The 13126-nt window shown below is 72.0% G+C and carries 10 protein-coding genes and 1 tRNA gene; 2 read left to right on the plus strand and 9 right to left on the minus strand.

Going from position 1 to position 13126, the window contains the following annotated elements:
- Nucleotides 1-23: 23 nt before the first annotated feature.
- Entirely contained in the window at nucleotides 24-605 is a 582-nt protein-coding gene (locus SCK26_RS07235; protein WP_412080716.1) for an N-acetyltransferase family protein, read from the minus strand.
- Between the two features lie 131 nt (nucleotides 606-736).
- Between SCK26_RS07235 and SCK26_RS07240 the strand changes: the two genes are divergently transcribed.
- On the plus strand, nucleotides 737-2131 hold the full coding sequence (locus SCK26_RS07240) for a hypothetical protein (protein WP_318200427.1): 1395 nt from the start codon (nucleotides 737-739) through the stop codon (nucleotides 2129-2131).
- A 117-nt stretch (nucleotides 2132-2248) separates the two neighbouring features.
- Here SCK26_RS07240 and SCK26_RS07245 read toward each other — a convergent pair whose 3' ends face one another.
- The 8 genes from SCK26_RS07245 to SCK26_RS07280 all read right to left on the minus strand — a co-directional run bounded on the left by SCK26_RS07245 (nucleotide 2249) and on the right by SCK26_RS07280 (nucleotide 11139).
- The gene (locus tag SCK26_RS07245; protein ID WP_318200428.1) at nucleotides 2249-4114 is read right to left on the minus strand and encodes a discoidin domain-containing protein; all 1866 of its coding nucleotides are present in this window, start codon (nucleotides 4112-4114) and stop codon (nucleotides 2249-2251) included.
- A gap of 123 nt (nucleotides 4115-4237) precedes the next feature.
- Complete coding sequence (locus SCK26_RS07250) at nucleotides 4238-5602, minus strand: GH1 family beta-glucosidase (protein WP_318200429.1); 1365 nt, start codon at nucleotides 5600-5602, stop codon at nucleotides 4238-4240.
- A gap of 30 nt (nucleotides 5603-5632) precedes the next feature.
- On the minus strand, nucleotides 5633-6472 hold the full coding sequence (locus SCK26_RS07255; protein WP_318205946.1) for a carbohydrate ABC transporter permease: 840 nt from the start codon (nucleotides 6470-6472) through the stop codon (nucleotides 5633-5635).
- 55 nt (nucleotides 6473-6527) lie between these two features.
- Nucleotides 6528-7514: a carbohydrate ABC transporter permease gene (locus SCK26_RS07260; protein WP_318200430.1), complete on the minus strand. Its 987-nt coding sequence runs from the start codon at nucleotides 7512-7514 to the stop codon at nucleotides 6528-6530.
- Between the two features lie 8 nt (nucleotides 7515-7522).
- Nucleotides 7523-8839 carry a sugar ABC transporter substrate-binding protein gene (locus SCK26_RS07265; protein ID WP_318200431.1) on the minus strand — a complete coding sequence of 439 codons (1317 nt, stop codon included), beginning with the start codon at nucleotides 8837-8839 and terminating at the stop codon, nucleotides 7523-7525.
- Nucleotides 8840-8947: 108 nt separating this feature from the next.
- Nucleotides 8948-10165, minus strand: a complete 1218-nt coding sequence (locus tag SCK26_RS07270; protein ID WP_318200432.1) for an MFS transporter — start codon at nucleotides 10163-10165, stop codon at nucleotides 8948-8950.
- 170 nt (nucleotides 10166-10335) lie between these two features.
- Entirely contained in the window at nucleotides 10336-10932 is a 597-nt protein-coding gene (locus SCK26_RS07275) for a helix-turn-helix domain-containing protein (protein ID WP_318200433.1), read from the minus strand.
- A gap of 119 nt (nucleotides 10933-11051) precedes the next feature.
- Nucleotides 11052-11139 (minus strand) — tRNA-Leu (locus tag SCK26_RS07280).
- 299 nt (nucleotides 11140-11438) lie between these two features.
- Here SCK26_RS07280 and SCK26_RS07285 point away from each other — a divergent pair.
- The gene (locus SCK26_RS07285) at nucleotides 11439-13115 is read left to right on the plus strand and encodes a thiamine pyrophosphate-binding protein (RefSeq protein WP_318205947.1); all 1677 of its coding nucleotides are present in this window, start codon (nucleotides 11439-11441) and stop codon (nucleotides 13113-13115) included.
- Nucleotides 13116-13126: the final 11 nt, after the last annotated feature.

Here is a 13126-nt window from a genome sequence, read left to right on the forward strand (position 1 = left end):
CGGAGCGAAAGATTACATGGAAATCATTTCCAATAAACCCTGGCTCGCTCGGGACCGTCCGCGGCGCCCACGGTCCGCTCCAGAGGAATCTCGAAGTGCACGACGCCCTGACCGCCTCCGGCGTCCTCGCGCTCGTCGTGCACGACCGTGCCGAGCGAGCGCCAGAAGGGTTCGGCGCCGGGCACGGCGGGGTCGGTGTGCAGGTACACGGACCGGTAGCCGCCGTCCGCGGCGGCGAAGTCCAGCAGCCGGACCACCAGTTCGCGCGCGATGCCCCGGCGCCGGTGCCCGGGGCGCACGTACACGCGGCGCAGTTGCGCGGTCTCGCCGGAGGGGTACCGCTCGGCCAGCCGGGGCGGGTTCGGCGGCGACTGCGGGCCGCGCGAGTCGAGGGCGCCGGTGCCGACGACCCGGCCGTCCGCGTCCACGGCGACGAGCAGGGTGTGCCGGACGGGCTCCAGGTAGCAGGCGGCCGGGTCCACGATGTCGGCGTGCCACCGGGGCACGTACCCGGTGCCGAAGTCGCGGTAGACGGTGTCGAGCATGACGGACCTGGCACTGTCGAGGTCGTCGGCGGTCGCGGGCCTCACGCTATACGTACGCACTTGCACATCATATGCATTAAGCCCGAGGTCATGATCACGGGGCAACCTTCCCGCCCGCTCGGCGGTCGCCTCTGCGGAGGCGACGCCTCCGAGCCGCGAGCGCGGCGTCCGGCCCTCCTGAGCGAGAGACCTTGAGCGAGAGCACCACCACCCTTCGGGACGGGCACGCCCCCGTCCCGCCCGCCCCCGCGGAGATACGCGCCGAGCGCCGCCGGCTGATCGAGTCGGTCCGCGCCCTGCGCCGCCTGCTGGACGGTCGCCGCGCCTTCGAACTGGCCGACCTGCGGCGGCTGAACCGCGAGGCCCGGGAGCGCGGGCGCGCCGAGGCCGCCTGCGCGAAGACCCTGCAACGCGTCCACGAGCGGCGGCTGCGCCGCGAACGCTCCCTGGCCCGGCGGCTCGACGGCCTGGACGGCAAGCGGGAGCATCAGGAGCGGCGCGCCCTGACGGTGCTGCGCCGGGAGTCGGTCGAACGCTCGCTGCGCGCCACCCGGCTCACCACGAGCGAGATCAACGGCATCGGCGCGGGCCTGATCCGGGACCTCGGCGCGGCCGGGATCCGCACGGCCGCCGACTTCACCCGGGTCAGCTGGGGCAAGGCCCCCCACGGCAAGGGCGGCGAGGTGCTGTACCTCCACCGTCCGCACGGCCGCAAGGTGCACATCAACGGGATCGGCGAGCACCGCGGCCGGCCGCTGATGGAGTGGCGCCGGGCCGCCGTGGCCCGCGCCAAGGCCCGGGCGCCGCGGGAGCTGCCGCCGGACCAGCGGCACCGCATCGCCGAGATCATCGAGACCGAACGCGCCCGGCTGAAGGCGGAGGCGGCCGAGCTGCCCCGGGAGGCGGACGCGGCCCGCGAGGACGCCGTACGGCTGCGCACCGAGGCGCTGTCCCGGCTCGCCGAGGCGGCCCGCGAGGCCGGGCGGGCGGCCGCCGAACGCCGGGCGGAGTTCGACGCGATGGCCGAGCGACTGCTCGCCCTCCAGGCGGAACTCGCCGCCCACCAGGACCGGTACGGCGACGCGGGCCGCCGCCTGCGCCGCGCCCAGTCCCGCGCCCTGCGCCCGCTGCCGACCGTCCCGGGCCCCCGCGCTCCGGAGGACGGCTCCGGCGCCGGGGAAGGCGCGCCGGTGAGCGAGCCGGGGACCGCGGGAGAGCCCGGCACGCGGGTGCGCGCCGGCCTCGGCTGGCTGCTGCCCGTCCTGCTGTTCGCGCTGTGCAGCGTGACCGGCGTGGGCGAGCTGGGCGAGGTCACGCCGCCGCTGTGGCTGCGGGTGGGCTCCCGGCTCGCCGCGCTCGCGACCACCGCGGAGCTGCTGCGCCTGTGGGTCCCGCGCAGACGTCCGGCGACGGCGGCCCCGATGCCGCCCGGCACCGGCACGCAGGCCGCCGGCGTGTTCCTCGCGCTGGCCGCGGCGGGCATGTCCGGCTCCGGGGACCACGGCGTCGTGGCGGCCGCCTGGGCGACCGCCCTCCTGTCGGCGCTGCTGCTGGCGGCCGGGACGCGGCGCCGCGCGAAGGACTGAGCGGCCGGGCGCCGGCCGCCGCGCCGCTCCCCCGGCGCGACGGCCGGCCCGGCCCTTCCGTCCTCCCCGGCACGGCGGCCGGTTCAGCCCTTCCGTCCCTTTCCGGCCGACGCCGGCTCAGCCCTTCTGCTCGACCCGCACCCAGTCGATCTCGGCCCGCACCGCCCCGGACGCGACCTTGTCGACACTGGACTGGGGCAGGCCCCAGTACGGGCTGGTGACCTTGTTCCAGCCGGCCGGGTAGGCGCCGCCGAGGGCGAGGTTCAGGATGAGGTACTGGTCGTGGTCGTAGACCCACTGGCCGCGGGTGGACTCCAGCTTGTTCCGGGTCGTCTCCTGCACCACGCGGTCGTCCACGAAGAAGCGCAGCGCCGTCGGGGTCCATTCGACCGCGTACGTGTGCCACTGGCCGGCCGTGCCGCCGTTCGGGTAGGTCTGGCGGGCGCCGATGTTGCCGTCCGCCGAGTAGCCGGGGCCGTGCAGGGCGCTGCTGGTCCAGTCCGGGTAGCCGATGTTCTCCATGATGTCGGTCTCGCCGGACGCCGGCCAGGACACCGAGGGGTCGTCGACGTTGCTGCCGAGCAGCCAGAAGGCCGGCCAGAACCCGTCGCCGACCGGCAGCCTCATCCGGGCGCTGACCTTGCCGTAGGTGAAGTCGAGGTGGGTGTGGGTGTCGACGCGTCCGGAGGTGAAGTCGTAGGTGCCGCCGCCCGCCCGGGTGCAGCCCTTGCAGTACGCGGCCTTCAGGACCAGGCTGCCGTCGCGGGTGGCGACGGTGTCCGGCGAGTCGACGTACGCCTGGGACTCGCCGTTGACCGGGCCCATCTCGGTGCCGGTGCGCACCACCCGCCACTTGGAGCGGTCCAGCGCGGCGCCGGTGAAGTCGTCGAAGAAGGTGGTGCGGTAGCCGCCCGGTGGATCGGCCGGGAGCGCCGGGTACGCGGCGGAGGCGCTGCCGCCCGTGCCCCAGACCTCGAACTCGTAGAGCGAGTAGCCGAACTGGGCGGTGGCGGGGGCCGGGTTGTAGAAGGAGCGGCGCTCCTTGCCGAGCATGCGGACGTAGCGGCCCGTCACGGGCGCGGGCAGCCGGACCGAGTCGTGCACGCCGGCCGCGTCGGACGGGGACTTGACGTCGGCGCGGCGGGCGGCGACCTCGGCGGCCGACGGTTGGTACACCGTGCGCCAGGTGCGGTTGTCGTCGGACACCTGGAGGAGGTAGTCGACGGCGTAGGCCGACTCCCAGTAGAGGTCCACCGTGTCGACGGCGGAGGGCGCGCCGAGGTCCACCGACACCCAGCGGTCCGTGTTCCAGTCGCTGGACCAGCGGCTGGCGTCGCCCTTGAGGTCGGCGGGCCGGCCGCCGTCGGTCACGAACGCCGGTGAATGGCCCGCGTCCTGGTAGTAGTTCGCGTACGCGGGGTGGTGCAGGGCGAGGTTGGCGCGGGTGGCCGAGGCCGGCGCCGGCTCGCCGCCGTAGACCTTGAGGCTCCACAGCGAGTAGCCGTAGGGCGTGGCGCGTTCCAGGCCGCGCAGCCGGACGTAGCGGCCGGTGACCTCCTGCGGGTGGGTGTGCGCGGTGACCGAGCCGCCGGTGCCGGCGGTCTCGGTGAAGAAGGGTGTCCAGTCGGTGCCGTTCTTCGAGACCTCCAGGACATAGCGCTTGCCGTAGGCGGCCTCCCAGTCGAGGGTGACGCGGTCGACCCGGAGCACGGAGCCGAGGTCGACGCGGATCCAGGCGTCGTCGGCGAAGTCGCTGGACCAGCGGGTGGCCGCCTGGCCGTCGAAGGCCAGGCCGGGGCCGGTGCCGGCGTTCTCGCTGCCGGAGGCGGTGACGGCGGCCGGGTTCAGCGCGTAGGCGGCGGCCGCCCGGTCGGTGTCCCAGCCGGCGGCGGCGGGCGCGGCCAAGGCGGGTGCGGCCGACAGCGGGCCCGAGCAGAGCAGGGCGGTGGCGGCCAGGGCGGCGAGCAGGGTGCGGGACGGCATGCGGCGCTCCTTGTGGGGTGGAGGTGCACTACTGCTTTTTGGCGTGCTCATGACATACATGGGGTGCGGTGTGCCGGTGGACACGGACTCCCCAGCCGTGTCCACCGGCCGTCCGGGCCGGGCTCAGGCGGCCCGGCGTGTCCGGCCGCGGTGGGCGCGGACCAGGTCCGCGTACCGCCGGCCGCTGCCCTTGATGGTGCGGACCTGGGTGCGGTAGTCGACGTGGACCAGCCCGAACCGCTTGTCGTAGCCGTAGGCCCACTCGAAGTTGTCCAGCAGGGACCAGGCGAAGTAGCCGGCCAGCGGGGCGCCCTTGCGGACGGCGGCGGCGCAGGCCGCGAGGTGGCGCTCCAGGTAGTCCTGGCGCTCGGGGTCCGCCACGCTGCCGTCGGGGCGTACGACGTCCGGGAAGGCGGAGCCGTTCTCGGTGACGTACAGCGTGCGGGCGCCGTACTCCTCGGTGAGCCGCAGCAGCAGCGTCTCGATGCCGGAGGCGTCGATCTCCCAGTCCATGCCGGTGCGCGGGACGCCCTCGCGCCGGACGGAACGGGCGTACGGCGCCGGCCCCTCGGGGTCGTCGGCGATGTGCGCCGGGAAGTAGTAGTTCAGGCCGAGCCAGTCCAGCGGGGCCGCGATGGCGGCCAGGTCGGCGTCTTTCAGGGGGAGGTCGACGCCGTAGGTGTCCACCATGTCGGCGGGGAAACCGCGGCCGTGCACGGGGTCGAGCCACCAGCGGTTGACATGGCCGTCGTGCCGGCGGGCCGCCGCCACGTCCTCGGGGCGGTCGGTGGCCGGGTGCACGGTGGAGAGGTTGTTGACGATGCCGACCCGGGCGCCGGGTGCGGCGGCGCGGATCGCCTCGGTGGCCAGGCCGTGGCCGAGGAGCAGATGGCAGGACGCGCGCACGGCGGCGGTCAGATCGGTCCAGCCCGGCGCCATCGTGCCTTCCAGATGGCCGATCCAGGCCGAGCAGGACGGCTCGTTGAGGGTGGTCCACAGGGTGACGCGGTCGCCGAGGCGTCCGGCGACGACGGAGGCGTACTCGGCGAACGCCTGCGCGGTGTCCCGCTCCGGCCAGCCGCCGCGGTCCTGGAGCACCTGGGGCAGGTCCCAGTGGTAGAGGGTGACGGACGGGGTGATGCCCGCCGCCAGCAGGGCGTCCACCAGCTCGTCGTAGAAGGCGAGGCCCTTGTGGTTCACCGGTCCGGTGCCGCCGGGCAGCACGCGGGGCCAGGCGACCGACAACCGGTAGGCGTTGAGGCCCAGTTGCCGCATCAGGCCGATGTCCTCGCGCCAGCGGTGGTAGTGGTCGCAGGCGACATCGCCGTGGTCGTCGTTCGCGATCTTCCCGGGAGTGTGCGAGAAGGTGTCCCAGATGGAGGGCGTACGGCCGTCCTCGGCCACGGCTCCCTCGATCTGGTATGCCGCGGTGGCCGCGCCCCACAGGAAGTCGGGCGGGAAGGCGGCGAGGTCGATGGGTTCGGACACGGAAGTCCCTCCGGGATCAGGGGGTGGGGGTCACTTGACGGCGCCCGCCGTCAGACCCGCGACGAGATAGCGCTGGAGCAGCAGGAACCCGGCCACCACGGGCACGCTGACGACCAGCGAGGCGGCCATGATCTGGTTCCAGTAGACGTCGTTGAGGGTGGAGTAGGCCTGGAGGCCGACGGCGAGGGTGCGGGTGGTGTCGTTGGTCATGACCGACGCGAAGAGCACCTCGCCCCAGGCGGTCATGAAGGCGTAGACGGCGACCGCCACGATGCCGGGTACCGCGGCCGGCACGACGATCCGCAGCAGCGCCTTCAGCGGCCCGCAGCCGTCCACCAGCGCCGCCTCGTCCAGGTCGCGCGGCACCGAGTCGAAGTACCCGATCAGCATCCAGATCGAGAACGGCAGCGAGAAGGTGAGGTACGTCAGGATGAGGCCGCCGCGCGAGCCGAACAGGGCGATGCCGGTGGCGTTGCCGATGTTGACGTAGAGCAGGAACAGCGGCAGCAGGAAGAGGATGCCGGGGAACATCTGCGTGGACAGCACGGTCACCGTGAAGACACGCTTGCCGCGGAAGTCGTAGCGGCTGACGGCGTAGGCCGCGAACACGGCGATGACGACCGAGCAGACCGTCGCGGCGCCCGCCACGATCAGCGAGTTCACGAAGTACCGCGCGAGCGGGACCGTCGACCAGATGTCGATGTACGGGCGGACGGTCAGCCCGCTGGGCAGCCAGTGGAACTCGCCGCTGACGTCCGCGAGCGGCTTCAGCGAGCTGGAGACCATCACGTACACCGGGACCAGCACGAATCCGGTGAGCAGGGTGAGGAAGATCCGCCGGAGCCACAGGAACGAGCGCGCCGGTGCCATGGGCGAGCGGGCGGGCGCCGCCGGCGTGCGGGTGTGCGGCACCGGCGTGCGGGTGCTAGACATCGGCGGCCCTCCGTCCGCGCGAGGTGAGCAGCAGGTAGCCGCCCGTGACGACGAGCAGGAAGAGCAGCAGCAGGACGGACATCGCCGAGCCGGTGCCGAAGTTCCAGGTGACGAAGGACGCCTGGTAGATGTGGACGGAGACCAGGTCGGCGGCCTCGGGCGCGGACCTGCCGAACAGCACGTACGGCGTGTTGAAGTCGTTGAACGTCCACAGGAACAGCACCAGGACGAGGACCTGGTTGACCGGGCGCAGCGAGGGCAGGGTGATGCGGCGGACGCGCTGCCACGTTCCTGCGCCGTCGAGCGCGGCGGCCTCGTACAGCTCGCCGGGGATGTTCTGGAGCCCGGCCGTCACGATGAGGAAGGCGAACGGCCAGCCCTTCCACACCGAGACGGTCAGCAGGGCGTAGAAGCTGTTGTCGCCGATGAGCCAGAAGGAGGGCTTGTCGGTGAGGTGCAGCTGGTCGTGCAGGACGTGGTTCACCAGGCCGTTGTCGTGCTGGAACATGAACGCCCAGGTGATGACGGCGGTGTAGACGGGCAGCGCGTACGGCACCAGGAACAGGGCGCGCAGCAGCCCGCGGCCGCGGAAGGTGTCCTGCATGAAGACGGCGGCGGCGGTGCCGATCAGCCAGCACAGGCCGACGGACAGCAGGGTGAAGCCGACGGTGACGAAGAAGGAGTGCAGCAGCGCCTCGCCGACGGGGGCGTCGAAGTCCACCGACACCTGGTAGTTGCCGAGGCCGGACCACGGGGCGGTGCCCCAGTCGCGGATGTAGAACTGGGTCAGTTCCTTGAAGCTCATCACGATGCCGATGACCATCGGCACCAGGTGGACGAGGAGTTCGAGCAGCAGGGCGGGCAGGAGCAGCAGATACGGCAGCGAGATCCGGCGCAGCCGTCCGGGTCGGCGGGGTGCGCGGGCCGCGGCCCCGGACGAGGCCTGGCGCACCGGTTCCTTGAAGGCGGTGGTGGTCATCGTCGGTCTCACGCCGCCGGCATCTGCTGCTGGGCCTTCTGCAGCTTCGCCTCGACCGAGCCGGTGGTCACCGGGCGTCCGGCGGCGGCGTCGGCGAACAGGTCCTTGACGGCCGTACCGACCGCCGTCTCGAACTGCGACTCGGAGGCGACCTGCGGCAGCGCGGCGGCGCTGGTGGCCAGGGTGTCCTTCAGCACCGCGGTGTCCGGGGCGGCGAAGGCGGGGTCGGCCTGCGCGGACTTCACCGGCGGGATGGCGCTGTAGGCCTTGTTGAGGATCTTCTGCTCCTCGTCGGAGGTCATGAACTTCACGAACCGGGTGGCGCCGTCGAGGTTGTCGGTGTTCTTGAAGACGGCCATGTTGATGCCCATGACCGGCGAGTTGACCTGGGTGCCGTCGCCGGGCGTGCCGGAGATCACCGGGACGGGCGCGATGCCGTAGGCGTCCTCGCTCATCCCCTGGGACTTGAGGTTGGCGGAGGCCGTCTGCCACAGCAGCATGGCCTGCTTGCCCTTGGCGAAGTCGCTGACGGATTGGTTCTGCGCGTACTCGGCGTCGCCGGCCGGGATGACCTTGTCCTTGGCCATCAGATCGACGTAGCTCTTGACCGCGTCGACCACCTTGGGGTCGGTGAAGTCGGGCTTGCCGTCGGCGGTGAAGAAGTCGGCGCCGTGCTGCTTGGCGAAGACGAAGACGTGGTGGATGTTCTCCGACAGGTTCGCACCCTCGGCGCCGAGCGGGGACACGCCCTCGGCCTTGATCTTCTTGCCGTCGGCGACGAGTTCGGACCAGGTGGCCGGGGGCTTGGAGATGCCGGCGTCGGCGAAGATCTTCTTGTTGTAGTAGAGGGCGTACGCCATCGAGTACAGCGGAACGGCCGCCGGGTCCTTGCCCTGGGCACCGGTCGAGCCGAGCGCGGTCTCGGCGAAGCGGTCCCGGCCGCCGATCTTGGCGAAGTTCTTCTCGTCCCAGGGCAGCAGCGCCCCGCTCGCCTGGAGGGAGGCGCTCCAGGTGTTGCCGATGTTCAGCACGTCCGGGCCCTGACCCGAAGTGGTCGCCGTCAGGATCCGGTTGAGCAGATCCGACCAGGGCACGACCTCCAGCTCGACCTTGATGCCGGTCCGCTGCTCGAACTTGTCCAGCTCGGGCCGGAGCACCTTCTTGTCCGCCTCGATGCTGGCTCCCTGGTTGGACGCCCAGTACGTCAGCGTCTTCGGCGAGTCGTTGGACCCGCTGCCGGTGGCCGATCCGCCTCCGCAGGCCGTGGCCGCGAGGGCGAGTGACAGGGTGACGGCGCCTACGGCCGCGGCTCGGATGCTGCGCATGGGTCCCGGTGTTCCCTTCGGGGATTGCACTCATGACTTAATTTAGGACGTGAGTTAATCCGCCGGAAGGACGATCGTCAAGGGATTCGACAGCTGATCGTCAGGGATTCACGGCCGCGCGGCGGGCCGGCCGCCGGCGGGTCGGCTCTCGCGCACCGCTTCCGGCACCTGTGCCACCGCGTCCTGCGCGCCGGGCCGCGCGCGGCCGAGTTCGGGCAGGACGGTGAGGAGTCCCGTGGCGGCGAGGCCGGCGCCGAGCCAGAGCGGGGCGCGCAGGCCCCACAGGCCGATGGCGACGGCGCCGAGGGAGGAGCCGATCATGACGCCGAACGTGATGAAGGAGGAGTGGACGGTGTTGACCAGCGGCCCGGCGTTGCCCGCGCGCTGCACCCGGGTGACCATCGCCGGGTTCATGGTGACGCCCACCAGGCCGATGCCCAGCATGCAGACCACGGCGGGGGCGGGCGCGCCGGCGAAGACGGCGAAGCCGGTCAGGAAGAGCAGGTTGAGCAGCAGGCCGACGGCGAGGACCGGCAGGGCGCGCCGGTCGGCGAGCCGGCCGACGACCGTGTTGCCGACGACGGTGGCGGCGCCGTAGGCGATCAGGAGCAGCGGGACGGTGCCCGCCGAGAAGCCGGTGAGGCCGGTGAGGACGGGGTTGAAGTAGCTGAAGGCGGAGAAGGTGGCGCCGATGATCAGCGTGCTGGTGGCCAGCGCCAGCCACAGGCGGGGCCGGGCGAAGACGCCGGCCTCGGCGCGCAGACCGCCGCTCGGCGCGGGGTCCAGGCGCGGCACACCGGCGGCGGTGGCCGCGGCGGCGGCCAGCGCGAGCGCCGAGACCGCCCAGAACGCGGCGCGCCAGCCGAGCCGTTCGCCGATCAGGGTGGACAGCGGCAGCCCGAGCAGGGTGCCGAGCATCAGCCCGTTCATGGCCACGGCGACGGCCCGCCCCCGGACCTCGGGCCGGGTGAGGCGGGCGCACAGCGAGAGGGCGACGCCGAAGAAGGCCTGGGAGGCGACGCCGGTGACGATGCGCGCGGCGAGCATGGCGCCGTAGCCGGTCGCGGTGGCGGCGAGCACGTTGCCGGCCAGGAAGACGGCGAACAGCACCGACAGGGCGGTGCGGGGCGGGAGTTTCATCACCGCCACGGTGAGCACCGGTCCGCCGAGGGCCATGGCGGCGGCGAACGCGGTGATGAGATAGCCGATCTGCGGGACGGTGGCGTGCAGGCCGGCGGCCATCTGCGGCATCAGACCGGCGACCGCGAACTCGCTGGTCACCATGGCGAAGATGCCGAGTGCCAGGACGTAGACGGCTCGGGGCACGAGGGGACTCCTTTGGCGTGGCTAGTTATGTACGGTTCAGTTCAAAACCGGGACGCGACCGAGGTCATTCTGGATGGATCAGTTCAAAATCAGGACAGCCGTACAGCGCACGACCGGATCACCGTCCGGCGGGACGGGACCGGAGGGCCGGGAGTTCGGGCAGTCGGCTGTCAGACGGTCAGGGCGTCGAGGGCGACGGCGGCGATGGCGTCCAGGGCGGTGCGGTCGGCACCACCCTGGGCGGAGACGCGCAGGCCCGCGATGGTGGCGTTGAGGAACCGGGCCAGGTCGCCCGCGTCCCGCGAGGAGGTGATGCTGCCGTCACGCCGGCCGGTCTCGACGGCCGCGCGCAGCGCGTCCAGCCGGTGAGCCGTGTCACGCTCCAGCATCCCGGCCGCGACGGCGTCCCGGCCGGCGAGTTCGACGGTCGAGTTCACCCCGAGACAGCCCAGGCTGCGGCCGGCAGGCCGGTTCCGCGCGTCACCGTCGAGCACGAGGGCGAACAGGTCGCGGATCCGGTCGGCCCCACTGCGCGCCGGATCCTCCAGCACCGCCAGCTGACCGGCGTTCATGGTGGTCATATAGCGGTGCAGGACCCGCTGGAACAGGGCGCGCTTGCTCTTGAAGGTGTTGTAGATACTGCTGCGCCCCAGCCCCGTGGCGGCACACAGATCCTCGGTGGAGGTGCCTTCGTACCCCTTCCGCCAGAAGATCCACATCGCCGCGTCGAGCGCCTGCTCCTCGTCGAACGTCCTCGGTCGGGCCATACCCGGACCCTAGCCGTTTTGGACTGCCCATTGCAATACCAACCACCGCCCGCCCCGCTCGGCCGGTCACCCCGCATCCCGGAAAAACAGAAAGACCCCAGATCGACTGGGGTCTTCGCTGGTGTCCGAGGGGGGACTTGAACCCCCACGCCCGATAAAGGGCACTAGCACCTCAAGCTAGCGCGTCTGCCATTCCGCCACCCGGACCAGGTGTCTGCCGCCTCGCGGGTGTGTTCCCCGCGGCGACATGGACAACAATACCAAGGTTTCGGAGTGCGTTTCACCTGCGTATCCGTCGCCGGGCGGCAGGCGGAAGGGCCTCCCACCAGCACGGGTGCCGTGTGTGCACGATCCGCGAGGACGGCCGCACGCACCGTGAGGCCGGCCTGGCCGAAAGTGCGCACGCCCTCTGGACACCGCTCACCGGATGCGGGATAACCAGTCCATACAGTATTCGTCGACTGTATGCAATGTGCGGTATGCACACCTACGAAAGGGACCTCGTCATGCCCGACCAGGACCTGATCTCCGGCGGCCACCTCGTCGCCAAGGCGCTGAAGGCCGAAGGCGTCGACCGCGTCTACACCCTCTGCGGCGGCCACATCATCGACATCTACGACGGCTGCGTGGACGAGGGGATCGAGGTCGTCGACGTCCGTCACGAGCAGGTCGCCGCGCACGCCGCCGACGGCTACGCCCGGATCACCGGCAAACCGGGCTGCGCGGTGGTCACCGCAGGCCCCGGTACGACCGACGCCGTCACCGGCGTCGCCAACGCGCTGCGCGCGGAGTCCCCGATGCTGCTCATCGGCGGCCAGGGCGCTCTCTCGCAGCACAAGATGGGGTCCCTCCAGGACCTGCCGCACGTCGACATGATGACGCCGATCACCAAGTTCGCGGCGACCGTGCCCGACACCGCCCGCGCCGCGGACATGGTGTCGATGGCCTTCCGCGAGTGCTACCACGGCGCCCCCGGCCCCTCCTTCCTGGAGATCCCCCGGGACGTCCTCGACGCCAAGGTGCCGCGCGACCGGGCCCGCGTCCCCGGCGCCGGCGCCTACCGGGCGTCGACCCGCTCGGCCGGCGACCCGGAGGCGGTCGAGCGGCTCGCCGACCTGCTGGTGCACGCCCACAAGCCCGCGATCCTGCTCGGCAGCCAGGTGTGGACGACCCGCGGCACCGAGGCCGCCGCCGAGCTGGTGCGCACCCTGAACATCCCGGCGTACATGAACGGCGCCGGCCGCGGCACCCTCCCGCCCGGCGACCCGCACCACTTCCAGCTCTCCCGGCGGTACGCCTTCTCGCACGCCGACGTCATCGTGATCGTCGGCACCCCGTTCGACTTCCGCATGGGCTACGGCAAGCGCCTCTCCCCCGACGCGACGGTCGTGCAGATCGACCTCGACTACCGGACCGTCGGCAAGAACCGCGACGTCGGCCTCGGCATCGTCGGCGACGCCGGACTGGTGCTGGCGTCCGTCACCCAGGCCGCGTCCGGACGGACCGACGGCGGGGCCGTGCGGCGCAAGGAGTGGCTGGAGGAGCTGCGCGCGGCCGAGCAGGCGGCCGTCGAGAAGCGGCTGCCGCAGCTCAGGTCGGACGCCACGCCCATCCACCCGTACCGGCTGGTCAGCGAGATCAACGACTTCCTCACCGAGGACTCGGTCTACATCGGCGACGGCGGCGACATCGTCACCTTCTCCGGGCAGGTCGTCCAGCCCAAGTCGCCCGGCCACTGGATGGACCCCGGCCCCCTCGGCACCCTCGGCGTCGGCATCCCCTTCGTGCTCGCCGCCAAGCAGGCCCGTCCGGACAAGGAGGTGGTCGCCCTCTTCGGCGACGGCGCCTTCTCGCTGACCGGCTGGGACTTCGAGACCCTCGTCCGCTACGACCTCCCCTTCGTCGGCATCGTCGGCAACAACTCCTCCATGAACCAGATCCGTTACGGCCAGGCCGCCAAGTACGGCAAGGACCGCGAGCGGGTCGGCAACACCCTCGGCGACGTGCCGTACGACGAGTTCGCGCGGATCCTCGGCGGTCACGGCGAGGAGGTCCGCGACCCCGCCGACATCGGCCCCGCCCTGCGCCGGGCCCGCGAGTCCGGCAAGCCGTCGCTGGTCAACGTCTGGGTCGACCCGGACGCGTACGCCCCCGGAACCATGAACCAGACGATGTACAAGTGAGGTGAACGCCC

This window comes from Streptomyces sp. SCL15-4 (assembly GCF_033366695.1).
Classification (GTDB): domain Bacteria; phylum Actinomycetota; class Actinomycetes; order Streptomycetales; family Streptomycetaceae; genus Streptomyces.

Excerpts from the sequence above, each read along its gene's own strand:
- SCK26_RS07255 (WP_318205946.1), bottom strand. The coding sequence starts at position 6,472 with ATGGCACCGGCGCGCTCGTTCCTGTGGCTCCGGCGGATCTTCCTCACC.
- SCK26_RS07285 (WP_318205947.1), top strand. The coding sequence starts at position 11,439 with ATGCCCGACCAGGACCTGATCTCCGGCGGCCACCTCGTCGCCAAGGCG.
- SCK26_RS07275 (WP_318200433.1), bottom strand. The coding sequence starts at position 10,932 with ATGGCCCGACCGAGGACGTTCGACGAGGAGCAGGCGCTCGACGCGGCG.
- SCK26_RS07245 (WP_318200428.1), bottom strand. The coding sequence starts at position 4,114 with ATGCCGTCCCGCACCCTGCTCGCCGCCCTGGCCGCCACCGCCCTGCTC.
- SCK26_RS07260 (WP_318200430.1), bottom strand. The coding sequence starts at position 7,514 with ATGACCACCACCGCCTTCAAGGAACCGGTGCGCCAGGCCTCGTCCGGG.
- SCK26_RS07265 (WP_318200431.1), bottom strand. The coding sequence starts at position 8,839 with ATGCGCAGCATCCGAGCCGCGGCCGTAGGCGCCGTCACCCTGTCACTC.